Genomic DNA, 23,954 nt, shown 5'->3' with positions numbered 1-23,954 from the left:
GGAGGGCCCGGGACGATGAGGTGGGGTAAAGCATGAACGCGCCGTACGACGGTGACCGCGGCCAGGCCGTGGGCGGCTCGGGCCACCCCGACGCGCCGCCGCCCGGACACGGCCAGACGCCGCCCCAGCCTCCCGCGGACACGTACCTCCAGGACGCCTACGACGACGACCCCTACCGGGCGCAGGACCTGACCGCCCAGGACCCGGTCGGCGAGGCGCTGTACGACCGCGCCGCGCACCCTCCGCCGCCCCCGGGCACGAACGGGCCGCAGCAGCCGCTGTACGGCCGCCCCGCGCAGGCTCCGTACGCCCCCGACCCGCGTGTGTGGGCGCAGACCCCGCCGCCGGAGCCCTCGGGCCCCACCCAGTACCTGCCGCACGGCGAGGATCCCCGCACCACGCGGTTCGTCGGCGTCGACGACCTGGTCAGCAACTCCGGCGAGGAGCACCACGAGCCGGACGCCTTCGCCCACCTCTTCCGTGACCAGCAGCAGGGCGGCCGTCCGGACATGCGCCAGGGCGGCTACGGCCACCAGGGCCCGGGACAGCACGGCTACCAGCCACCGCAGGACATGAGCGGACGCCCGCAGATGGCCCTCCCGTCGGTTCCCGGCCCCGCCCCGGCCCCGCCCGCCGGTCAGGGGCCGATGGGACCGTACGCCCCCGCACCGGCCGTCGCAGAGACCCCTGCCCCGGCGGCCGAGCCCGCCTCCGCTCCGGCGGCGAAGAAGGGCGGGAAGGCCGCGGGGCTGCTGAAGTCGAGCGCCGTCATGGCGGCGGGCACGATGGTCTCCCGGCTCACCGGGTTCATCCGCTCGGCGATGATCGTGGCCGCACTGGGCACGGCCCTGCTGGGCGACACCTTCCAGGTGGCCTACCAACTGCCGACGATGATCTACATCCTGACCGTCGGCGGTGGCCTGAACTCCGTGTTCGTCCCGCAACTCGTCCGCGCCATGAAGGAGGACGACGACGGGGGCGAGGCGTTCGCCAACCGGCTGCTCACCCTGGTGATGGTCGCACTGGGCGCGCTCACCGCCCTCACGATGTTCGCGGCGCCGCTTCTGGTCCGGATGCTCTCCAACTCGGTCGCCGGCAATCCGGCGGCCAACGAGGTCGGCATCACCTTCACCCGGTACTTCCTGCCCTCGATCTTCTTCATGGGCGTCCACGTGGTGATGGGGCAGATCCTCAACGCCCGGGGCAAGTTCGGCGCGATGATGTGGACGCCGGTCCTGAACAACATCGTCATCATCTTCACGCTCGGCACGTTCCTGTGGGTCTACGGCACGGCCGCGAACTCCCACATGACCGTCACGACCATCCCGCCGGAGGGCCAGCGGCTGCTCGGCGTCGGCGTGCTCCTCGGCCTCGTCGTGCAGGCACTCGCGATGATCCCGTACCTGCGCGAGACCGGGTTCAAGCTCCGTCTGCGCTTCGACTGGAAGGGGCACGGCCTCGGCAAGGCGGCCATGCTGGCCAAGTGGACGGTCCTCTTCGTCCTCGCCAACCAGGCGGGCGCCCTGGTGGTCACCCAGCTGGCCACCTCCGCGGTCGCCCGCACGCACATCGACGGCACCGGCTTCAGCGCCTACGCCAACGCCCAGCTGATCTGGGGCCTGCCCCAGGCCATCATCACGGTCTCGCTGATGGCGGCCCTGCTGCCCCGTATCTCGCGTTCGGCCGCCGAGAACGACGCCGGCGCGGTCCGCGACGACATCTCGCAGGGTCTGCGGACGACGGCGGTCGCCATCGTGCCGATCTCCTTCGGGTTTCTCGCGCTCGGCATCCCCATGTGCACGCTGATCTTCGGCTCCCAGGGCACCACGGCCGCCACCAACATGGGCTACATGCTGATGGCCTTCGGACTCGGCCTGATCCCGTACTCCGTGCAGTACGTCGTCCTGCGCGCCTTCTACGCCTACGAGGACACCCGCACGCCCTTCTACAACACGGTCATCGTGGCCACGGTCAACGCGGTTGCCTCACTCCTGTGTTACTTCCTGCTTCCGGCCCGCTGGTCCGTGGCCGGCATGGCGGCCGTGTACGGTCTCGCGTACGCGATCGGCGTCGGGGTCGCCTGGCGCCGGCTGCGCCAGCGGCTTGGCGGCGACCTCGACGGCTCCCGTGTGCTGCGGACGTACGCGCGGCTGTGCATCGCCTCGGTGCCGGCGGCGCTGCTCAGCGGCGCGGCCTGCTACGGCATCGGCCACTCGCTGGGGCAGGGCGTCTTCGGGTCGTTCGTCGCACTGCTGGCCGGTGGCGTACTGCTGCTCGGAGTCTTCTTCGTCGCCGCCCGCCGGATGCGCATCGAGGAAGTCAACGGTCTCGTGGGCATGGTCCGCGGGCGCCTGGGGCGTTGAGTCGGGGGTAGGCGCACAACCATCGTCCGCAGCCGTGTGTCGTGCATAGCGGCGGACTGTGGGCACAATTGGATTCGGCGTCGGACAGCGCGCGATGGATGGGGAGGCAGGAGCGACGGTGGCGGAACGAATCACGGCTGCCGTCGACGTGGCAGACAACAGCGGCGAGCAGTCGCTGACCGCCGAGGCGGACCAGTCCACGTCCGACGGGGTGGCCCAGAATCGGGACCGGGGCACGGACAACGACGAGGCACAGGGGAGCGGCGGGACGGAGAGTCCCGGAAAGATGGCCTCACCGACCGAACTTCACAGCGGCCACAAACTTGCCGGACGCTACCGCCTCGAGGAGTGCGTCACCCGTCTGGACGGATTCAGCAGTTGGCGAGCGGTGGACGAGAAGCTCCGTCGCGCCGTCGGGGTGCACATCCTGCCCGCGGACCATACGCGAGCCCGGTCCGTGCTGGCCGCGGCCCGCTCCTCCGCGCTGCTCGGCGATCCCCGCTTCGTGCAGGTGCTCGACGCCGTCGAGGAGAACGACCTCGTCTACGTCGTCCACGAGTGGCTGCCCGACGCGACGGAGCTGACCACGCTTCTGGCCTCGGGCCCTCTGGAGCCGCACGACGCCTACCAGTTGGTCAGTCAGATCGCCTCCGCCATGGCCGCCGCGCACCGCGAGGGCCTCGCCCATCTGCGCCTGAACCCCAATGCCGTACTGCGCACCTCCACCGGTCAGTGGCGGGTCCGCGGCCTCGCCGTGAACGCCGCGCTGCGCGGCATCAGTTCCGACACCCCGCAGCGAACCGACACCGAGGCGATCGGCGCCCTGCTGTACGCGGCGCTCACTCAGCGCTGGCCGTACGAGAGCGACGCCTACGGCCTGTCCGGCCTGCCCAAGGACATCGGCCTCATCGCCCCCGACCAGGTGCGCGCGGGCGTCCACCGGGGTCTGTCCGAACTCGCCATGCGCGCCCTCGTCAACGACGGCGCCACCGCCTCCCGCCACGAGTCGGCGTGCACCACCCCGGAGGAACTGGTCAAGGCGATCGGTGAGATGCCGCGCGTCCGGCCGCCGGAGCCGACGTTCACCGCACCGCCGGAGTACCAGGGCACCTCCTACCAGCAGGGCTCGTACGGCCGTCCGGCACCGCACCCCGGCGTCACCCAGCCGGTCCCGGCCCCGCCGCCTCCGCTGCAGAGCCGCACCGGCAAGGCGCTGAAGTGGGCCGTCTCGGCCCTCCTCATCGCCGCCCTGGGCCTGGGCAGCTGGCAGCTCGCGGACGCCCTGCTCGACCAGGGCGGCAAGTCCGACGACACCCAGACGCAGACCCAGGACGACAACGACAAGAAGGACACGCAACCGAAGCCGGCTCAGCCGATCCAGATCCAGGGCGCTCAGGAGTTCGTCGCCAAGGGGGAGGCCCAGCACCCCGGAGATGTCACCAAGACGTACGACGGCAACACCTCGACATCCTGGAGGACCGTCACCTTCCTGGAGGGGCCGTCCATCCCGCCGTTCAAGCCGGGCGTCGGAATCGTCTACGACCTGGGTTCGGTGCGGGACCTCAACACGGCATCCGCCAGCCTCCTCTACCCCGGCAACCACACGACGGTCGAGCTGTACGCGGCCGACTCCCTGGCTCCGGCGTCACTGGACTCGATGCAGCAGCTCGGTGAGGTCACGACCAATGGGACCAACGCCACGGTGAAGGTCTCCAAGCCGGCGAAGACGCGGTACGTCCTCGTGTGGCTCACCGCCGTGCCCTACTCGGGCGCCGACCCGAGCACGTACGCCGGTGCCGGCTACAAGCAAGGCATCACCGAAGTGAAGTTCACAGGCTGAGGTCCCACGGACGGGAGGGGGTCCGATGGCGGACGACACCGCCTACGGCGACGTGAGCGACCAGGACCTCCTGACCCGCCATGTCGCCGGTGCCCCAGACGCCTTCGGTGAGCTCGTACGCCGCCATCGTGATCGTCTCTGGGCGGTGGCCCTGCGCACGCTGGGCGACCGCGAGGAGGCCGCTGACGCCGTGCAGGACGCGTTCGTCTCCGCCTACCGGGCCGCCCACACCTTCCGGGGGCAGTCGGCGGTCACAACCTGGCTGCACCGGATCACGGTGAACGCCTGCCTGGACCGGGCCCGTAAGGCCGCCTCCCGCAAGACCTCGCCCACGAATGACACCGAGCGCCTGGAGCAGCTGCTGGAGCCGCACGAGTCGGCCTCGGCACCCGCCGAGAGGAACGACGTGCAGCGGCAGCTCATCGAGGCGCTGGGCACCCTGCCGCCCGACCAGCGGGCCGCCCTGGTGCTGGTGGATATGCAGGGCTACCCGGTCGCCGAAGCCGCCCGCATCCTCGATGTTCCGACCGGAACGGTGAAGAGCCGTTGCGCCCGGGGCCGAGCGAGACTTCTGCCGCTGCTCACCCATCTGCGACCGGGACGCACCCGTGAGGAGAAGGAATCGGGCGCCGGACGGAACCGGGCGGAGGGGACATCCGTCCCACCGACGACGGATCCTGAAGGCGCGCGCCCCGAGGGCAGACACACGCAGGACACGGGATCAAGCGATTCAGCTGCTGTGAAGGGCGGAGGTGGGCGAGCGTGACATCCACGACAGACACGGCCGGGCACCCGGACGTCACCGAGATCTCCGACCTCACCGAGGGCCACCTCGATCCCTCCCGGGCCGAGGACCTCCAGCGGCATCTGGACGAGTGCGAGCTGTGCGCCGACATCCACACGTCGCTGACGGAGATCCGTGATCTGCTTGGCACCCTGCCGGATGTGCCTGCCATGCCGGCCGACGTGGCGGACCGCATCGATGCGGCTCTCGCCGCCGAGGCCTCAGTCACTGGACCCCCGGTCAACGGTGGCGCGCGTGTTTCACGTGAAACATCGGCCGCGGATCGTCCCTCCGGTCACCCTCGCGCCTCCAGCACCGGACCGGGTCGCAAGACAGGCACCCGGCGGGGACACCGCAGGGTCGCCGTTCTGGGCTCCGTCGTCGCCCTCGCCGCCCTTGGGGTGACAACCGTGGTTCTGACGTCGCTCCACGACGACAAGCGGTCCGATACCACGGCACACGATCGTCCGAGCGCGTCCGCAGACACCTTCTCCGCGGGCACCCTCAAGAGCGAGGTCGCCGATCTCCTCGCCCAGGAGCAGCGGCCGCGCAGGGACACCCACACGCCGCACGACTTCGGCGTGGAATCCGCTGCCGGTACCGACAAGCCCAAGCTACTGAAGAGCCAGCCCCCGACCGTCCCCTCATGCGTACGGCAGGGCATCAACGACAGCGGCACCCCGCTCGCCGCCCGGGCGGGCACCTATGACGGCAAGGAGGCCTATCTCGTCGTGCTGCCCGATGCCTCCGGCGACAGCACCCGTGTCACGGCCTACCTGGTCGACGCGACCTGCGTCCGCCACCCGGACGTCACGGCCAAGGTGCTGTTGTCGCACTCCTACGCGCGTTCCTGAGCTCGCACGCTCGGTCCTCGCGCTGCATGGCATCCCGTGCGCTGTCGCGCCCCCGTGTGCCCTGGCACACCGGGAATGCATGCCCCTTAGGATCCGTTGGGTGGGGTGAGAGCTGTGAGAGAGGCTCCCACCGGCCGTACGACACAGTCCAGAGACGAGGAATCAAGCCGTGAGCGATGTCCGTAACGTGATCATCATCGGCTCCGGGCCCGCCGGTTACACGGCGGCGCTCTACACCGCGCGCGCGTCGCTGAAGCCGCTGGTTTTCGAGGGTGCGGTCACCGCGGGTGGTGCCCTGATGAACACCACCGACGTGGAGAACTTCCCCGGCTTCCGCGACGGAATCATGGGTCCCGAGCTCATGGACAACATGCGTGCGCAGGCCGAGCGTTTTGGCGCCGAGCTCATCCCGGACGACGTGGTCTCCGTCGACCTGAGCGGTGAGATCAAGACCGTCACGGACACCGCGGGCACGGTGCACCAGGCCAAGGCCGTCATCGTCACCACCGGCTCGCAGCACCGCAAGCTCGGTCTGCCGAACGAGGACACGCTCTCCGGCCGGGGTGTCTCCTGGTGCGCCACCTGTGACGGCTTCTTCTTCCGGGAGCAGGACATCGCCGTGATCGGTGGCGGTGACACCGCCATGGAGGAGGCCACCTTCCTCTCCCGGTTCGCCAAGTCCGTCACGGTCGTCCACCGCCGGGACACCCTGCGTGCCTCCAAGGCGATGCAGGAGCGCGCCTTCGCCGACCCGAAGATCAAGTTCGTTTGGGACAGCGAGATCGCCGAGATCCAGGGCGACCAGAAGCTCTCCGGCCTGAAGCTGCGCAACGTCAAGACCGGCGAGCTGTCGGACCTGCCGGTGACGGGCCTGTTCATCGCGATCGGCCACGACCCGCGTACGGAGCTCTTCAAGGGCCAGCTGGACCTGGACGAGGAGGGTTATCTGAAGGTCGACTCGCCGTCCACCCGCACCAACCTGACCGGTGTCTTCGCCGCCGGCGACGTGGTCGACCACACCTACCGCCAGGCGATCACCGCGGCTGGCACCGGCTGCTCCGCCGCCCTCGACGCCGAGCGCTTCCTCGCGGCTCTCGCGGACAACGAGCAGAAGGCCGAGCCCGAGAAGTCCACCGTCTGAGACCCCCAACCACCCCACCGCACGACCAGTTAAGGAGCCCGCTGTGGCCGGCACCCTGAAGAACGTGACCGACGACTCCTTCGAGCAGGACGTCCTGAAGAGCGACAAGCCCGTCCTGGTGGACTTCTGGGCCGCTTGGTGCGGTCCCTGCCGCCAGATCGCTCCGTCCCTCGAGGCAATCGCCGCCGAGTACGGCGACAAGATCGAGGTCGTCAAGCTCAACATCGACGAAAACCCGAACACCGCCGCCAAGTACGGGGTCATGTCCATCCCGACGCTGAACGTCTACCAGAACGGCGAGGTCGCCAAGACCATCGTGGGCGCGAAGCCGAAGGCTGCGATCGTTCGCGACCTCGAGGACTTCGTCGCCGAGTAATCACGGCAGGGCCGCCGAGAGGGCGGCGATGTTTCACGTGAAACACGAATGGGCCAACCCTGAAGGGTTGGCCCATTCGCATGTGGCAGCTCGCCTACAGCGGCCTCAGCGCCGGTTCCTTCTGCACAGCGCCCAGCAGCCGGTCGATAGCCATCTCCACGTCCTCTTTCCAGGACAGCGTCGAACGCAGCTCCAGCCGAAGCCGCGGGTGGGCCGGGTGATGCCGGACCGTCTTGAACCCCACGGCCAGCAGATGGTCGGCGGGGAGCACGCAGGCGGGTTCCTTCCAGCGGGCGTCCCCGAATGCCTCGATGGCCTTGAAGCCCCGCCGCAGCAGGTCCTTCGCGACCGTCTGGACCATCACACGACCCAGCCCCTGCCCCTGGTAGCCCGGCATGAGGAAGCCGGTCATCAGCTGCACCGCGTCCGGAGAAACGGGGCTCGTGGGAAACGCCGTGGAACGGGGGACGTAGGCGGGGGGAGCGTAGAGCACGAAGCCCACGGGTGCGTCATCGACGTAGACGACGCGGCCACAGGAGCCCCAGTCCAGCAGGACGGCGGAGATCCACGCTTCCTTTTCCGCCACGGATCTGCCGGCCTTCAGCGCGGCTTCACCACTGACGGGGTCCAGCTCCCAGAAGACACACGCCCGGCAGCGCTGGGGAAGGTCTTGAAGGTTGTCCAGCGTGAGCGGTACGAGCCTACGGCCCATGAAGGCTGTTCCTCGCTTCCTTCGCCCGCGGCGCCACGCGCGGCTGTCAGAGCGCTGCGTTCCTTGAGGAGGCTGCCGACGAATCCGCCGACCGCACCCAGCCCCAAGACCGCGCCGAGCATTCCGGTGCGGCTCACCGTTCGCATGCCCCTGCCTCCCTCTAGAGGTACCGCTGGTGGATGCGTCATACCCAAACGCATCGTATCGACGATGCGATTGCATCGATACCGCCTGAAAGCAAAGAGCGGGCCGTGTTCCGGTACACACCGGACACGACCCGCCTGTGTCGCTCAATCGAGCCGAAACCGTCCCTCGACGGGCTCAGCCCTCCGTCTCCTCCTCCGGCTCTTCGCTGTCCAGAAGACTCTTCTGCATGACCGGGCCCTCGCCCGGAGCCAGCGTGCCGAGGATGCGCTCCAGGTCCTCCATGGAAGCGAACTCGACGGTGATCTTGCCCTTCTTCTGTCCCAGGTCGACCTTCACCCGCGTCTCAAAGCGGTCGGACAGACGCGTCGCGAGGTCGGACAGAGCCGGCGAGACCCGCCCGCCGGCACGCGGACCCTTGGAGCGAGGAGCCGCCGTCGGCCGCGACCCCATCAAGGTCACGATCTCCTCGACCGCCCGCACCGACAGACCCTCGGCGACGATCCGATGGGCCAGCCGGTCCTGCTCCTCCGAGTCCTCGACGGAGAGCAGCGCCCGAGCATGACCGGCCGAGAGGACTCCGGCGGCGACCCGACGCTGCACCGCCGGGGAGAGCTTCAGCAGACGCAGAGTGTTGGAGACCTGCGGGCGGGAACGGCCGATCCGGTCCGCCAGCTGGTCGTGCGTGCAGTTGAAGTCCTTCAGTAGCTGGTCGTAGGCGGCCGCCTCTTCCAGCGGGTTCAGCTGGGCCCGGTGCAGGTTCTCCAGCAGGGCGTCCAGGAGCAGCTTCTCGTCATCCGTGGCCCGCACGATCGCCGGGATGGCCCCGAGCCCCGCCTCGCGGCAGGCCCGCCAGCGCCGCTCACCCATGATGAGCTCATAGCGCCCGGGACCGAGTTGCCGGACAACGACGGGCTGGAGGAGTCCGACTTCCTTGATGGAGGTGACGAGCTCGGCCAGCGCGTCCTCGTCGAAGACGTCACGCGGCTGGCGCGGATTCGGCGTGATGGAGTCGAGGGGGATCTCTGCGAAGTGGGCGCCCATCACCGACGTGTTCATCTCAGCCGGGCTGCTCGCCAGCGGCTGCGATGTTTCACGTGAAACAGGCGGCAGCGTGGTCACCTTCGCCGCTGCCACCCCCCGGTCACCGCGGTCACCGGTCAGCATCGGGGCAGCCGTGGACGATGCGGAGCCCGCGCCCCCCGCCGTCGCCGGAGCCGGCGGTTTCTCCCCGGTCGGGGCAGCGGGGATCAGCGCGCCGAGACCACGGCCCAACCCCCTCCGTCGCTCACTCACTGAATCCCCTCCACCATGTTCGGATCACCCTGTGCGCCGAGATGGGCGTGCGTGGCGTCGTAGCTGACACCGACGCCTCTCAGCGCGATTTCTCGTGCCGCCTCAAGATAGGAGAGGGCACCGCTTGACCCTGGATCGTAAGTCAGCACCGTCTGCCCGTAGCTCGGCGCCTCGGAGATACGGACGGAGCGGGGAATGCTCGTCCGCAGCACCTCGTCACCGAAGTGGCTGCGCACCTCTTCCGCGACCTGGGACGCAAGGCGCGTCCGGCCGTCGTACATGGTGAGCAGGATGGTCGACACATGCAGGTCGGGGTTGAGGTGCCCCCGGACGAGGTCGACATTGCGGAGCAACTGGCCCAGGCCTTCCAGCGCGTAGTACTCGCACTGGATCGGGATGAGGACCTCCTGGCCGGCGACGAGCGCATTGACCGTCAGCAGGCCGAGCGAGGGCGGGCAGTCGATGAGGATGTAGTCCAGCGGCTGCTCGTAGGCCTGGATCGCCCGCTGCAACCGGCTCTCCCGCGCCACCAGGGACACCAGCTCGATCTCCGCACCGGCGAGATCGATCGTGGCGGGGGCACAGAAGAGACCCTCGACATCGGGGACGGGCTGGACGACCTCGGCCAGCGGCCTGCTCTCCACCAGGACGTCGTAGATGGAGGGGACTTCGGCGTGATGGTCGATGCCCAGCGCCGTGGAGGCATTGCCCTGTGGGTCCAGGTCGACCACCAGGACGCGGGCACCGTGCAGAGCCAGCGAAGCAGCAAGATTGACGGTCGTCGTCGTCTTGCCCACGCCACCCTTCTGGTTGGCGACCACCATGACGCGGGTCTGTTCGGGCTGGGGCAGACCCTCGCCGGCGCGACCCAGAGCCTCGACCGCCAGTTGGGCAGCACGACCGATGGGAGTGTCGTCCATCGGGGGCGGCGTTTCACGTGAAACATCCTCCCCCATCGATTCGGTACGGGGACCGGGGACCGGATCGGTCATCGGTCCCGCAATGTTGGCGTCGGACCGCAAGGATTCACTCTCCTCGACTTCAGGCTCGCAATGAACAGAGCCTCCCATGCCTTCGGGGTCGTGAACCAGTGAGGCCTGACGTTCTGTGGAGAAATCCACCTCTGTGGACAACTCCGTTCCCTGTCCGAGTGAACTGAGAGGCCTGCGGTCGCGGGGTTGGGCCGCGGCGCGGCCACGGTTGATGATGCCGTGCAGCAGTGAGCGACGTTTCACGTGAAACACGATGCACAGCGGCCGTGGCCGGACTGTCGCGACACTCCGGCATGCGGAGGTTTGGCAGCTTGTGTGGAGTACGGGCGGCTATCGACGCCGTCGCGTCCGTCCTGTCCGCGCCGCCTTCGCCCGCTTGGCCGCGAAGCGTACGCCGCCAGGGCTTTCCCCGACTTCGACCCGTACGACGGTGGAGCTCGGATCCACGATGCCCTCACCCACATGCAGGATGGAGGTCTCCACCGCACCGAGCTTGCTCAGGGCGGCGGCCGCGCTCTTCAGCTCTTCCTCGGCAGTGTCCCCCTTGAGGGCGAGCATCTCCCCGTAGGGACGCAGCAACGGGATGCCCCACGTGGCCAGGCGGTCCAGCGGCGCAACCGCGCGGGCGGTCACCACATGCACCGGCGGGAGCTTGCCCATCACTTCCTCGGCACGGCCCCGGACAACGGTGACGTGCTCGAGCCCCAGCAGCTCCACAACCTCGGTGAGGAAGTTGGTACGCCGCAGCAGCGGCTCCAACAGCGTGATCTTCAGGTCCTCCCGTACCAGGGCCAGGGGGATGCCCGGCAGACCGGCGCCCGAGCCGACGTCGCACACCGTCACCCCCTCGGGAACCACCTCCGAGAGCACCGCACAGTTCAGCAGATGCCGCTCCCACAGGCGGGGTACCTCACGCGGGCCGATGAGCCCTCGCTGCACTCCGGCCTCGGCCAGCAGCTCGGCGTACCGGACCGCATCCGTGAAGCGATCACCAAATACGTCACGTGCCTGCTCGGGCGCAGGGGGGAGCTCCGCTTCCGCCGTCACGGGGACCGTCCTTCCGTACCGCATCGGCACTCTCGGCGCCGACCACCAGAACTACCAGGCTGACAAAGTACGGCCCCGCCTGCGCAACAGACGGGGCCGGTGGAACGTGGGACCGCTCAGGCGGGAAGCACGACGACGAAGCGCTGCGGCTCCTCGCCCTCCGACTCACTGCGCAGGCCGGCGGCCTTGACCGCGTCGTGGACGACCTTGCGCTCGAACGGAGTCATCGGCTCCAGCTTCACGGGCTCGCCGCTGCTCTTGGCCTCGGCGGCGGCCTTCGCACCCAGCTCGGACAGCTCGGTCCGCTTCTTGGCGCGGTAGCCCGCGATGTCCAGCATCAGACGGCTGCGGTCGCCGGTCTCCCGGTGCACGGCCAGGCGCGTGAGCTCCTGCAGTGCCTCCAGCACCTCACCGTCACGGCCGACCAGCTTCTGCAGGTCGCGACCGCCGGTGTCACTGATGATCGAGACAGAGGCGCGGTCGGCCTCGACATCCATGTCGATGTCACCGTCGAGGTCGGCGATGTCCAGTAGACCTTCGAGGTAGTCCGCCGCGATCTCGCCCTCCTGCTCCAGGCGGGTCAGGGCGTCCGCGCCCTCGGCAGCGGCGGAGGTGGTGCCTTCCGTCACGGGATGGGCTCCTTCTTACTTCTTGGACGGGGACTTGGGCCGCTGCGGACCCTTGCGCTGTCCGGACTGGGCCTTGCTGCGGGCGCCGTTGCCAGGCTTCGAGGCGGGTTTCTTGCCGGCTGCGGCCGGAGCGTCCTCCGGCTCGTCGGACTTGGTCAGCGACGGAGACTCCGTCGCCTCATCGGCCGGCTTCGTACCGCCCGACTGACGCTGCGACTTGGTCTGCCGCTTGGGCTGCTGGCGCCGGGGAGCAGTGGCGGTGGCCGTGGTGGTCGTACCGTCCTCGGCCTGTACGACGGCGGCGCCGTCGCTCTTCATCACGGAGCCGTCGGGCTGGGCCGCGAGACCCGCCTTGTTCAGACCGTTGATGAACTTGCGCTCGAAGTCGTTGCGGTCACGGCCCTTGACGACGATCGCCTTGACGATGGCCTTCTCACGCCGGTTGCGGGTCTTGCCGTGGTGCGAGACGTGCTTGAAGAGCCGCTCCAGGTAGGCGGCCTGGGCCTTGGAACCCGGGGTCGGGTTGTTGTGGATGACGTACATCTGCTGGCCCATGGTCCACACGTTGGTGGTGAGCCAGTAGACGAGGACACCGACGGGGAAGTTGATACCGAAGATGGCGAACATGACCGGGAAGACGTACATCAGCATCTTCTGCTGCTGCATGAACGGCGTCTTCACCGTCGTGTCGACGTTCTTCGTCATCAGCTGGCGCTGCGTGTAGAACTGCGACGCCGACATCAGGATGATCATGACCGCGGTCACCACGCGGACGTCGGTCAGCGTGGCGCCGAGCGCGGCGACCTTGTCGGTGCTGTCCATGAACTTCGCGGCGAGCGGCGCCCCCACGATGTGCGCCTTACGGGCACTGGCCAGCAGCTGATCGTCGATGACGCCGATCGTCTTGCCCGTCGCGATGCCGTTCAGCACGTGATACAGGGCGAAGAAGAACGGGGACTGCGCCAGGATGGGAAGGCACGAGGAGAGCGGGTTGGTACCCGACTCCTTGTACAGCTTCATCATCTCTTCGGACTGACGCTGCTTGTCGTTCTTGTAGCGCTCCTGGATCTTCTTCATCTCGGGCTGGAGCGTCTGCATGGCCCGGGTCGCCTTGATCTGCTTCACGAAGAGCGGAATCAGGCAGATGCGGATCAGGATCACCAAGGACACGATGGACAGGCCCCAGGCCCACCCGGTGTCAGGGCCGAAGATCGTGCCGTACACCGTGTGGAACTGGACGATGACCCAGGAAACGGGTGTCGTGATGAAGCTGAAGAGGCTGGCAATCGTGTCCACTAATCATGCTCCTTGGGCATGGGACGAAGTCTCTGCGGCCGGGACCGCCGGCATCTTCCCGTCGGTGGCCGTTTCGGCGGCGGAGGACCCGCCCCTGCGCGCACGCCAGGCGTCACGCAGCATTTCGTGCCACCGCGGACGCTTGCGCGGCGGGACATGGTCCACACCGCCGAGCGACCACGGATTGCACCGCAGGATGCGCCACGCGGTGAGCGCGGTTCCCTTGATCGCACCATGCCGGTCGATGGCCGTGTAGCCGTAGCGGGAACACGACGGGTAGTACTTGCACACCGGCCCGAGCAACGGGCTGATGGTCCACTGGTACAGCTTGATCAGAGCCAGCAGCGGGTACTTCATCGCGCGCCCCCTCCCAGCAGCCGTCGAAGGGCGGCATCCAGGTCTCGGGCCAGCTGTGCGTGATCGGCGTCGCCCGCACCGGGCAGCGCTCGTACGACTACCAGGCTACCGGGGGGCAGCAAGGCGACTCGGTCACGCATCAGATGGCGAAGTCTGCGCTTCACCATGTTGCGGACGACCGCGCCACCCACCGCCTTGCTCACGACGAAACCCGCACGTGACGGGGGAGCGCTCTCCCCTGGCACGTGCGGGTCCGTGGCACCGCTACGTAGATGGACGACGAGAAGCGGGCGTCCGGCTCGACGCCCTCGCCGTACCGCGGTCGCGAAGTCCTCGCGCCGCCTCAGCCGGTTCTCGGTGGGCAGCACGATGTCATGACCTGACCGGAATCAGGCGGACAGACGGGCGCGACCCTTGCTGCGGCGGGACGCGAGAATCGCGCGGCCGGCACGGGTGCGCATACGCAGCCGGAAGCCGTGGGTCTTCGCGCGACGACGGTTGTTCGGCTGGAAGGTGCGCTTGCTCACTCGGGGGCTCCAGAAAGAATCAGTAGTGGCGGGGTGCCGTCCTGGCTGTCACCGTGCGCCCACGATCAGCTCGCAGTAACGCCCGAGTGCACCGCTTTCCGATCACCCTTGACGCGATCTGTGCCCTTCGGAGGCAGGCGGCAGCAGCCATCGACAACTCGACCTGGTCACGGTACGCGCGGCTGCGCCGTCCGGTCAAACCAGCCGCCCCCGAGAGACACTGTCCACAGCCTGGGGACAACGACTTGAACCGCACCCGTGGCCCTGACTACCGTGACTGGACTCCGATTCGTTCCCATGTCCCCCGCCCCACCCGTTTTAGATACCGACCCGTCCCGCACCACACGTTCGCGGGACCTGTGAGAGAGCGTGCCCTGTGGCTGACGTACCTGCCGATCTTGCCGCAGTGTGGCCACGAGTTCTGGAGCAGCTTCTCGGCGAGGGACGCGGACAGGGCGTCGAGACGAAGGACGAGCACTGGATCCGGCGCTGCCAGCCGCTCGCGCTGGTCGCGGACACCGCACTGCTCGCCGTACCGAACGAGTTCGCCAAGGGCGTACTCGAAGGGCGCCTCGCACCGGTCGTCAGCGAGACGCTGAGCCGTGAGTGCGGCCGCCCGATCCGGATCGCGATCACCGTCGACAGCTCCGTCGGCGAGTCCCAGGCCCCCGCGCCCGCACCGGCGCCGCGCTACGAGGACCAGGAGCTGCCCACGGGCCATGGCGGCGGCTACGAGGGCTACGGCCGGCGCCGGGCGGACGTCCACCGTCCCGGCCGCCCCGACCAGTTCCCGGGCGCCCTGGGCGACCATCTGACGCCCCCGCGCACGGGCCCGCAGCCGGCGGACGGCGGCGACCACCTCCCGACCGCCCGCCCCGCCTATCCGTCGGAGTACGCCGAGTACCAGCGTCCCGAGCCCGGCGCCTGGCCGCGCCACCACCAGGACGACTACGGATGGCAGCAGCAGCGGCTCGGCTTCCCGGAGCGCGACCCCTACGCCTCGCCGTCCCAGGACGCCTACAGTCCGCAGGACACCGGGTACGGCCACCAGGACGCGTATCCGCCGGCCAAGGACTCCTACGCACAGGACTACCGGTCCCCGTCGATGGAGCGGCCGCCCTACGACCAGCCGCGCTCCGACTACGACCCGTCCCGCGGCGAGTACGACGCCCGCGACTACGACCAGCGCGACGTCGGCCACCGCGAGCCGCCCGAGCCGCCGGCCGGCTCCGGCCAGGTGCACCGCGGCGGCCCGGTGGGCCCGAACCTGCCCGCCACCGGCGCTCCCGGCCCGCTGGCCGCGCAGCCCGCACCGGCGGCCGGCCCCGGCGAGCCGACCGCGCGCCTGAACCCCAAGTACCTCTTCGACACGTTCGTCATCGGCGCGTCCAACCGCTTCGCGCACGCGGCCGCGGTCGCCGTCGCCGAGGCACCCGCCAAGGCGTACAACCCCCTGTTCATCTATGGGGAGTCCGGACTCGGCAAGACCCACCTGCTGCACGCGATCGGCCACTACGCGCGCAGCCTGTACCCGGGTACGCGCGTGCGCTACGTGAGCTCCGAGGAGTTCACCAACGAGTTCATCAACTCCATCCGCGACGGCAAGGGCGACAGCTTCCGCAAGCGCTACCGCGAGATGGACATCCTGCTCGTCGACGACATCCAGTTCCTCGCGGACAAGGAGTCGACGCAGGAGGAGTTCTTCCACACCTTCAACACCCTCCACAACGCCAACAAGCAGATCGTGCTCTCCAGCGACCGGCCGCCCAAGCAGCTGGTGACCCTGGAGGACCGTCTGCGCAACCGGTTCGAGTGGGGCCTGATCACCGACGTCCAGCCGCCCGAGCTGGAGACCCGTATCGCGATCCTGCGCAAGAAGGCGGTGCAGGAGCAGCTGAACGCCCCGCCGGAGGTCCTGGAGTTCATCGCCTCCCGGATCTCGCGCAACATCCGCGAGCTGGAGGGCGCGCTGATCCGGGTGACGGCGTTCGCCTCGCTCAACCGGCAGCCGGTGGACCTGGGCCTGACGGAGATCGTCCTGAAGGACCTGATCCCCGGCGGCGAGGACACGGCCCCGGAGATCACGGCGCCGGCCATCATGGCGGCCACGGCCGACTACTTCGGCCTCACCGTCGAGGACCTGTGCGGCACCTCGCGCGGCCGGGCCCTGGTCACCGCACGCCAGATCGCCATGTACCTGTGCCGTGAACTGACCGATCTGTCGCTGCCGAAGATCGGCGCCCAGTTCGGCGGCCGCGACCACACGACCGTCATGCACGCCGACCGCAAGATCCGCGCGCTGATGGCCGAGCGGCGCTCCATCTACAACCAGGTCACGGAGCTGACCAACCGCATCAAGAACGGCTGAGAACACGCAGAGCGGCGCTCAGGGCGCCTCCGGGAGCGGATCCCGGGGGCGCCCTGAGTCGTTGCGGCGTCCGGCGCTGTTCGAATCCGCACCGGGTTACGGCCGTCCTCCACAGATTCCGCGACTTTTTTCCGTCCACATCCTGGGGACCGGGAAGTTGTCCAGATCGCTTCCACAGGCTGTGTGGTCGGAACACCATCACACCAGTTCAGGGGCCTGTGGAATCGTGGACGAACGCTCTCCACAGTCTGTGGACGAAGCGATGATCCACAGACCGTGGCCAAAGTTGTCCACCGGCGACCCACAGGCTGGGGGCCGTTGTCCCCAATGATCGGCTGCTTCTCCACACCCCTGTCCACTGTTCGGCAACGCGACGCCCCCGGTCACCGCGTCGAGTGAAAGCCGTCACACCAAGGTGCGCGATTGGCGTGTGGGAAACGTGGGTAAACCTGGGGACGCAGCTGGGGAGAACTGCCCTCGGGCTGTGGGCAGGGTGTGCAGAACTTCCGGTTCTCCACAGAGACGCCCGGTTGTCCACCGGTCCCGCCCACAGGGCCAGTGGACAAAATTTCCGCGCTGAGCTGGGCAAACGTGGTTATCCACGGTATCCACAGGACCTACTACTACTCCCGACTAGAGAGAGTGCGGAATCCGTTTCGAAGCGGGGCCTGTGCACAACTCGAGCTGTCGAGCCCGACCGTCCCTCGGAGCGACTTGACCCCGACAGGCGCCTACTGTCAGTGCCGTGCGTCAGACTGGTCCCCGGTGTCCTTCCCGTCCCAGTGGGCGGTGACACCGAGTCGGAGGACTCAGTAGCAACAGCAGGAGGCGGCTTACGGTGAAGATCCGGGTGGAACGCGACGTACTCGCGGAGGCAGTGGCCTGGGCGGCACGCAGCCTCCCGGCCCGTCCGCCGGCGCCTGTTCTCGCCGGCCTGCTGCTCAAGGCGGAGGACGGCCAGCTGAGCCTGTCCAGCTTCGACTACGAGGTCTCCGCGCGCGTGTCCGTGGAGGCCGAGGTCGACGAGGAGGGCACGGTCCTCGTCTCCGGCCGCCTGCTCGCCGACATCTCGCGCGCCCTGCCCAACCGCCCGGTGGAGATCTCCACAGACGGTGTACGGGCGACGGTGGTCTGCGGCTCCTCGCGGTTCACCCTCCACACCCTGCCTGTGGAGGAGTACCCGGCGCTCCCGCAGATGCCGAACGCGACGGGTACGGTCCCCGGCGAGGTCTTCGCCTCCGCCGTGCAGCAGGTGGCGATCGCGGCCGGCCGCGACGACACGCTGCCCGTGCTGACCGGTGTCCGCATCGAGATCGAGGGCGACACCGTCACGCTGGCCTCCACCGACCGCTACCGCTTCGCGGTCCGCGAGTTCCTGTGGAAGCCGGAGAACCCGGACGCCTCCGCGGTCGCCCTGGTGCCCGCAAAGACCCTGCTGGACACTGCCAAGGCGCTGACCAGCGGCGACAGCGTGATCCTGGCGCTGTCCGGCTCGGGTGCCGGTGAGGGCCTGATCGGCTTCGAGGGCGCCGGGCGGCGTACGACCACGCGCCTGCTGGAGGGCGACCTCCCGAAGTACCGCACCCTGTTCCCGACGGAGTTCAACTCCGTGGCCGTCATCGAGACCGCCCCCTTCGTGGAGGCCGTCAAGCGCGTGGCGCTGGTCGCCGAGCGCAACACCCCGGTGCGCCTGAGCTTCGAGCAGGGCGTGCTGATCCTGGAGGCCGGCTCCAGCGACGACGCACAGGCTGTGGAGAGGGTCGACGCGCAACTGGAGGGCGACGACATCTCGATCGCCTTCAACCCGACGTTCCTGCTGGACGGCCTCAGCGCGATCGACTCCCCGGTGGCCCAGCTGTCCTTCACGACGTCCACCAAGCCGGCTCTGCTCAGCGGCAAGCCCGCGGTGGACGCCGAGGCGGACGAGGCCTACAAGTACCTGATCATGCCGGTGCGGCTGAGCGGCTGAGCGGCTGAGCGGCTGAGCGGGCTGACGGCTGGGCGCGTTTCCGCAGGTGGCGACCCCAGGTTCGGGCATACGTATGAGCGCTTATGCCCACGGATGTGCGCGAGCGTCCGGGTCTAGGCTCGGACGCAGGTACGAAAGTGCCGGAACGTCACGTCGTGAAACCTAAGGAACGCAACTGATGGAGCTCGGTCTCGTCGGCCTCGGCAAGATGGGCGGCAACATGCGCGAGCGGATCCGCCGCGCCGGCCACACCGTCATCGGATACGACCGCAACCCGGACCTCGCCGATGTCCACAGCCTGGAAGAGCTTGTGGGCAAACTTCACGGCCCGCGCGTGGTCTGGGTGATGGTCCCGGCCGGCGAGCCCACCCAGGGCACGATCGACGCCCTCGCCGAGCTGCTGGAGCCCGGCGACGTGGTCGTGGACGGCGGGAACTCCCGCTGGACGGACGACGAGAGGCACGCCGAGGAGCTGGCCGCCAAGGGCATCGGCTTCGTCGACTGCGGCGTCTCCGGCGGAGTCTGGGGCCTGGAGAACGGCTACGCGCTGATGTACGGCGGCGACGCGGAGAACGTCGCCAAGGTGCAGCCGGTCTTCGACGCGCTCAAGCCGGATGGCGACCTCGGTGCGGTGCACGCCGGCAAGGTCGGGGCGGGCCACTTCGCCAAGATGGTCCACAACGGCATCGAGTACGCGATGATGCAGGCCTACGCCGAGGGCTGGGAGCTGCTGGAGAAGGTCGACTCCGTGGAGAACGTCCGCGAGGTCTTCCGCTCCTGGCAGGAGGGCACCGTCATCCGCTCCTGGCTGCTCGATCTGGCGGTGAACTCCCTCGACGAGGACGAGCACCTGGAGCAGCTGAGGGGCTACGCGCAGGACTCCGGCGAGGGCCGGTGGACCGTGGAGGCCGCCATCGACAACGCCGTGCCGCTGCCCGCGATAACGGCCTCGCTGTTCGCGCGGTTCTCCTCGCGCCAGGAGGACTCGCCGCAGATGAAGATGATCGCCGCGCTGCGCAACCAGTTCGGCGGTCACGCCGTGGAGAAGAAGTAGTCCACCGGACCGCCTCGGCGGTCCGCAACGCCGGGGGAGGTCGGCGAACGACCATGCACGTCACGCATCTGTCGCTGGCCGACTTCCGCTCGTACGGCCGGGCCGAGGTTCCGCTCGACCGGGGTGTCACGGCGTTCGTCGGCCCCAACGGCCAGGGCAAGACGAACCTCGTCGAGGCGATCGGCTACCTGGCCACGCTCGGCAGCCACCGAGTCACCTCCGACGCTCCGCTGGTCCGCATGGGCGCCGCGCGTGCGGTGATCCGAGCGCAGGTGCGGCAGGGCGAGCGGCAGCAGCTGGTCGAGCTGGAGCTGAACCCCGGCCGGGCCAATCGCGCCCGTATCAACCGGTCCTCGCAGGTCAGGCCGCGGGATGTGCTGGGCATCGTGCGCACCGTGCTGTTCGCGCCCGAGGACCTGGCCCTGGTCAAGGGCGATCCCGGGGAGCGGCGGCGTTTCCTCGACGAGCTGGTGACGGCGCGCTCTCCGCGCATGGCGGGGGTGCGCTCCGACTACGAGCGGGTGCTCAAGCAGCGCAACACTCTGCTGAAGTCGGCCGCGCTGGCGCGCCGGCACGGTGGCCGTTCGATGGACCTGTCCACGCTGGACGTGTGGGACCAGCATCTGGCGCGGGCGGGTGCCGAACTGCTCGCCCAGCGCCTGGACCTGGTCGGCGCGCTGGAGCCGCTGGCGGACAAGGCGTACGAGCAACTGGCCCCCGGCGGCGGTCCCGTCGTGCTGGAGTACAAGCCGTCGGCGCCCGGCGAGGCACACACGCGTGAGGATCTCTTCGCGCAGCTGATGGCCGCGCTCGCGGACGTCCGCAAGCAGGAGATCGAGCGGGGCGTGACGCTGGTGGGGCCGCACCGGGACGACGTGGTGTTCAGGCTCGGTCAGCTGCCGGCGAAGGGGTACGCCTCGCACGGGGAGTCCTGGTCGTTCGCGCTGGCGCTGCGTCTGGCGTCGTACGACCTGCTGCGCGCGGAGGGCAATGAGCCGGTGCTGATCCTCGACGACGTCTTCGCGGAGCTGGACACCCGTCGCCGTGAGCGGCTGGCGGAGCTGGTGGCGCCCGGCGAGCAGGTCCTGGTGACCGCCGCGGTCGACGACGACGTGCCACACGTGCTGACGGGTACGCGGTTCGCCGTGTCGGACGGGACGGTGGAGCGCGTATGAGCGGCGAACGGGACCCGGGCCGGGGGAAGGCGCCCGAGCCGTCGGGCGTCGACCTCGCGCGCGTGGCGCTGCGCGCGGCGAAGGAGGCGGCGCGCGCGCGTGGGGACGCGGCACAGCAGCGCAGGCAGGTGCGGCGCGGTGGTCTGCGTTCCGGCGCGCGGGCCGACGGCCGCGATCCCATGGCTCTCGGCGCCGCGATCAACCGGCTGATCACCGAGCGCGGCTGGGAGGCGCCGGCCGCGGTGGGCGGCGTGATGGGGCGCTGGCCGCAGATCGTCGGGGCGGATGTGGCCAAGCACTGCGTGCCGGATCGGTACGACGAGGACGAGCGGGTGCTGACGGTGCGCTGCGACTCGACGGCGTGGGCGACGAACCTGCGTCTGCTCGCTCCGACGTTGGTGGCCAGGCTCAACGAGGACCTGGGGCACGGCGCGGTGCGGACGATCAAGGTCTTCGGGCCGGGCGGCGGCGGCCGCCGGTACGGTCCGCTGCGGGTGCCGGGCAGCACGGGCCCCGGCGACACCTATGGGTGACAGACGTCACACAACGGGTTTGTGGTGGTCATCTCCGGGCGTGTGAGGGCCGTCCTTCGTGCAACCGCACGCCCTTGCGAATCCCGACCTGACCCGGGAGTAGCGAAGTGTTGACGTCCGGAAGCGCTGAGTGCCGCTGTGAGCCTCTTGGAGCCCCCTTGTGCATATCGGGACCCGGCCAAGACCGGTTGAGGACGCCACATGCGTACTCAGGTACCGGCAAACCCCCATCACTGTCGGCGCTACCGGTAGACTGGAAGGCAATCCCGCCCCCAATCGTGGGGACCGTCCGGGAAAAGCTGAGCAACGCTGATCAAGGCTTACCAACGCAACATGCCGCAGCCGCTCCGGCAACCCGCCGACGAGCCTGGCTCGTGCTGTGCCAGAAAGGGCGCTTCGTGGCCGATTCCGGCAACCCCAACGAGAACATCCCGTCCACCGAAGTCGGCGTGAACGGGGCAGCATCCTCGAACGGCGAGGTTGCCGCCTCGTACGACGCCAGCGCGATCACCGTGCTCGAGGGCCTGGACGCGGTTCGCAAGCGCCCCGGTATGTACATCGGCTCAACCGGTGAGCGCGGTCTGCACCACCTCGTGTACGAGGTCGTCGACAACTCGGTCGACGAGGCGCTTGCCGGGCACGCGGACACGATCGACGTGACGATCCTCGCCGACGGCGGCGTCCGCGTCGTCGACAACGGCCGTGGCATCCCCGTGGGCATCGTCCCGTCCGAGGGCAAGCCCGCCCTCGAGGTCGTGCTGACCGTGCTGCACGCGGGCGGCAAGTTCGGAGGCGGCGGCTACGCGGTCTCCGGCGGTCTGCACGGCGTCGGCGTCTCCGTCGTCAACGCCCTGTCGAGCAAGGTGTCGGTCGAGGTCAGGACCGACGGCCACCGCTGGACGCAGGACTACAAGATGGGCGTGCCGACGGCCCCGCTCGCCCAGCACGAGGAGATCAGCGAGACCGGCACCTCGGTCACCTTCTGGGCCGACCCGGACATCTTCGAGACCACCGACTACTCCTTCGAGACGCTCTCGCGGCGCTTCCAGGAGATGGCGTTCCTCAACAAGGGCCTGACCATCCGGCTCACCGACGAGCGCGAGTCGGCGAAGGCCACCTCGGGGGCGGACGAGGCGGGCGCCGACGAGAAGGACGAGGTCAAGTCCGTCACGTACCACTACGAGGGCGGCATCGTCGACTTCGTGAAGTACCTCAACTCCCGCAAGGGAGAGGTGGTGCACCCCACGGTCATCGACCTGGAGGCCGAGGACAAGGACAAGAGCCTGTCCCTCGAGGTCGCCATGCAGTGGAACGGCGGCTACAGCGAGGGTGTGTACTCCTTCGCGAACATCATCCACACGCACGAGGGCGGTACGCACGAGGAGGGCTTCCGCGCGGCCCTCACCAGCCTGATCAACAAGTACGCGCGCGACAAGAAGCTGCTGCGCGACAAGGACGACAACCTCACGGGCGACGACATCCGCGAGGGTCTGACCGCGATCATCTCGGTCAAGCTGAGCGAGCCGCAGTTCGAGGGCCAGACCAAGACCAAGCTGGGCAACACGGAGGCGAAGACCTTCGTCCAGAAGGCCGTCTACGAACACCTGAACGACTGGCTGGACCGCAACCCGGTCGAGGCGGCGGACATCATCCGCAAGGGCATCCAGGCGGCCACCGCGCGCGTGGCGGCCCGCAAGGCCCGCGACCTCACCCGCCGCAAGGGTCTGCTGGAGTCCGCCTCCCTGCCGGGCAAGCTCTCCGACTGCCAGTCGAACGACCCCACCAAGTGCGAGATCTTCATCGTCGAGGGCGACTCCGCCGGCGGCTCGGCCAAGTCCGGCCGCAACCCGGAGTACCAGGCGATCCTGCCGATCCGCGGCAAGATCCTCAACGTCGAGAAGGCGCGGATCGACAAGATCCTCCAGAACCAGGAGATCCAGGCGCTGATCTCCGCGTTCGGCACGGGTGTGCACGAGGACTTCGACATCGAGAAGCTCCGCTATCACAAGATCATCCTGATGGCGGACGCCGACGTCGACGGCCAGCACATCAACACCCTGCTGCTGACCTTCCTGTTCCGCTTCATGCGACCCCTGGTCGAGGCCGGGCACGTGTTCCTGTCCCGCCCCCCGCTGTACAAGATCAAGTGGGGCCGGGAGGACGTCGAGTACGCGTACTCCGACCGCGAGCGCGACGCGCTCCTGGAGCTGGGCCGCCAGCGCGGCAAGCGGGTGCGGGAGGACTCGATCCAGCGCTTCAAGGGACTCGGCGAGATGAACGCCGAGGAGCTGCGCGTGACCACCATGGACCAGGAGCACCGCGTGCTCGGCCAGGTCACCCTCGACGACGCGGCCCAGGCCGACGACCTGTTCTCGGTCCTGATGGGCGAGGACGTCGAGGCCCGCCGCCAGTTCATCCAGCGCAACGCCAAGGACGTCCGCTTCCTCGACATCTGAGTCGGTCTCAGCTGACCGCACCAGGAAGGATCCTCACCAGC

General features: G+C 68.9%; 21 protein-coding genes. 12 read left to right on the top strand and 9 right to left on the bottom strand.

Annotation, left to right across the window (positions count from 1 at the left end):
- The first annotated feature begins 32 nt into the window (after positions 1–32).
- The 6 genes from murJ to trxA all read left to right on the top strand — a co-directional run bounded on the left by murJ (position 33) and on the right by trxA (position 7,358).
- The gene (murJ, locus tag ABZ818_RS13580; RefSeq protein ID WP_361413562.1) at positions 33–2,363 is read left to right on the top strand and encodes a murein biosynthesis integral membrane protein MurJ; all 2,331 of its coding nucleotides are present in this window, start codon (positions 33–35) and stop codon (positions 2,361–2,363) included.
- Positions 2,364–2,481: 118 nt separating this feature from the next.
- Positions 2,482–4,203, top strand: a complete 1,722-nt coding sequence (locus tag ABZ818_RS13575) for a protein kinase family protein (RefSeq protein WP_361413560.1) — start codon at positions 2,482–2,484, stop codon at positions 4,201–4,203.
- A 25-nt stretch (positions 4,204–4,228) separates the two neighbouring features.
- Positions 4,229–4,969 carry an RNA polymerase sigma factor SigM gene (gene sigM / locus ABZ818_RS13570; protein ID WP_361413557.1) on the top strand — a complete coding sequence of 247 codons (741 nt, stop codon included), beginning with the start codon at positions 4,229–4,231 and terminating at the stop codon, positions 4,967–4,969.
- Positions 4,966–5,841 carry a hypothetical protein gene (locus ABZ818_RS13565; protein ID WP_361413554.1) on the top strand — a complete coding sequence of 292 codons (876 nt, stop codon included), beginning with the start codon at positions 4,966–4,968 and terminating at the stop codon, positions 5,839–5,841. The genes sigM and ABZ818_RS13565 overlap by 4 nt, the downstream gene beginning before the upstream one ends.
- 169 nt (positions 5,842–6,010) lie before the next feature.
- Positions 6,011–6,982 (top strand): thioredoxin-disulfide reductase, encoded by a 972-nt coding sequence (gene trxB, locus ABZ818_RS13560; protein WP_361413551.1) that lies wholly within the window; start codon positions 6,011–6,013, stop codon positions 6,980–6,982.
- Between the two features lie 43 nt (positions 6,983–7,025).
- Positions 7,026–7,358 carry a thioredoxin gene (gene trxA, locus ABZ818_RS13555; protein WP_141359862.1) on the top strand — a complete coding sequence of 111 codons (333 nt, stop codon included), beginning with the start codon at positions 7,026–7,028 and terminating at the stop codon, positions 7,356–7,358.
- A gap of 94 nt (positions 7,359–7,452) precedes the next feature.
- On the opposite strand, the gene ABZ818_RS13550 is transcribed toward trxA, so the two are convergent.
- The 9 genes from ABZ818_RS13550 to rpmH all read right to left on the bottom strand — a co-directional run bounded on the left by ABZ818_RS13550 (position 7,453) and on the right by rpmH (position 14,358).
- Complete coding sequence (locus tag ABZ818_RS13550; RefSeq protein WP_361413549.1) at positions 7,453–8,070, bottom strand: GNAT family N-acetyltransferase; 618 nt, start codon at positions 8,068–8,070, stop codon at positions 7,453–7,455.
- A gap of 321 nt (positions 8,071–8,391) precedes the next feature.
- Positions 8,392–9,510, bottom strand: a complete 1,119-nt coding sequence (locus ABZ818_RS13545) for a ParB/RepB/Spo0J family partition protein (protein WP_361413547.1) — start codon at positions 9,508–9,510, stop codon at positions 8,392–8,394.
- Entirely contained in the window at positions 9,507–10,580 is a 1,074-nt protein-coding gene (locus tag ABZ818_RS13540; protein ID WP_361413617.1) for a ParA family protein, read from the bottom strand. The genes ABZ818_RS13545 and ABZ818_RS13540 overlap by 4 nt, the downstream gene beginning before the upstream one ends.
- Positions 10,581–10,832: 252 nt before the next feature.
- Positions 10,833–11,549 carry a 16S rRNA (guanine(527)-N(7))-methyltransferase RsmG gene (rsmG, locus tag ABZ818_RS13535; protein WP_361413544.1) on the bottom strand — a complete coding sequence of 239 codons (717 nt, stop codon included), beginning with the start codon at positions 11,547–11,549 and terminating at the stop codon, positions 10,833–10,835.
- 116 nt (positions 11,550–11,665) lie between these two features.
- Positions 11,666–12,178 (bottom strand): R3H domain-containing nucleic acid-binding protein, encoded by a 513-nt coding sequence (locus tag ABZ818_RS13530; RefSeq protein WP_361413541.1) that lies wholly within the window; start codon positions 12,176–12,178, stop codon positions 11,666–11,668.
- A gap of 15 nt (positions 12,179–12,193) precedes the next feature.
- Complete coding sequence (yidC, locus tag ABZ818_RS13525; RefSeq protein ID WP_361413539.1) at positions 12,194–13,474, bottom strand: membrane protein insertase YidC; 1,281 nt, start codon at positions 13,472–13,474, stop codon at positions 12,194–12,196.
- A 3-nt stretch (positions 13,475–13,477) separates the two neighbouring features.
- Positions 13,478–13,831, bottom strand: a complete 354-nt coding sequence (gene yidD / locus ABZ818_RS13520; protein ID WP_361413536.1) for a membrane protein insertion efficiency factor YidD — start codon at positions 13,829–13,831, stop codon at positions 13,478–13,480.
- The gene (gene rnpA / locus ABZ818_RS13515; RefSeq protein ID WP_361413532.1) at positions 13,828–14,199 is read right to left on the bottom strand and encodes a ribonuclease P protein component; all 372 of its coding nucleotides are present in this window, start codon (positions 14,197–14,199) and stop codon (positions 13,828–13,830) included. Before rnpA ends, yidD begins: the two co-directional genes overlap by 4 nt.
- A 21-nt stretch (positions 14,200–14,220) precedes the next feature.
- The gene (gene rpmH, locus ABZ818_RS13510) at positions 14,221–14,358 is read right to left on the bottom strand and encodes a 50S ribosomal protein L34 (RefSeq protein ID WP_003956500.1); all 138 of its coding nucleotides are present in this window, start codon (positions 14,356–14,358) and stop codon (positions 14,221–14,223) included.
- 376 nt (positions 14,359–14,734) lie between these two features.
- Here rpmH and dnaA point away from each other — a divergent pair, with 376 nt between their 5' ends.
- From dnaA to gyrB, 6 genes are all read left to right on the top strand, one after another.
- On the top strand, positions 14,735–16,726 hold the full coding sequence (gene dnaA, locus ABZ818_RS13505) for a chromosomal replication initiator protein DnaA (protein ID WP_361413529.1): 1,992 nt from the start codon (positions 14,735–14,737) through the stop codon (positions 16,724–16,726).
- Between the two features lie 838 nt (positions 16,727–17,564).
- Positions 17,565–18,695 (top strand): DNA polymerase III subunit beta, encoded by a 1,131-nt coding sequence (gene dnaN, locus ABZ818_RS13500; RefSeq protein WP_141359853.1) that lies wholly within the window; start codon positions 17,565–17,567, stop codon positions 18,693–18,695.
- Positions 18,696–18,873: 178 nt separating this feature from the next.
- Complete coding sequence (gene gnd, locus ABZ818_RS13495) at positions 18,874–19,749, top strand: phosphogluconate dehydrogenase (NAD(+)-dependent, decarboxylating) (protein ID WP_361413526.1); 876 nt, start codon at positions 18,874–18,876, stop codon at positions 19,747–19,749.
- A gap of 53 nt (positions 19,750–19,802) precedes the next feature.
- Positions 19,803–20,924, top strand: coding sequence for a DNA replication/repair protein RecF (gene recF / locus ABZ818_RS13490; RefSeq protein ID WP_361413523.1), 1,122 nt, complete (start codon positions 19,803–19,805; stop codon positions 20,922–20,924).
- Positions 20,921–21,457, top strand: a complete 537-nt coding sequence (locus tag ABZ818_RS13485) for a DUF721 domain-containing protein (RefSeq protein ID WP_361413520.1) — start codon at positions 20,921–20,923, stop codon at positions 21,455–21,457. Before recF ends, ABZ818_RS13485 begins: the two co-directional genes overlap by 4 nt.
- A 374-nt stretch (positions 21,458–21,831) precedes the next feature.
- On the top strand, positions 21,832–23,913 hold the full coding sequence (gene gyrB, locus ABZ818_RS13480; RefSeq protein WP_361413517.1) for a DNA topoisomerase (ATP-hydrolyzing) subunit B: 2,082 nt from the start codon (positions 21,832–21,834) through the stop codon (positions 23,911–23,913).
- Positions 23,914–23,954 lie beyond the last annotated feature (41 nt).

The organism is Streptomyces sp. NPDC047453 (assembly GCF_040643155.1).
GTDB lineage: Bacteria > Actinomycetota > Actinomycetes > Streptomycetales > Streptomycetaceae > Streptomyces.
The sequence above is the reverse complement of the archived record's forward strand: the minus strand, read 5'-3'. Positions and strand labels throughout refer to the sequence as shown.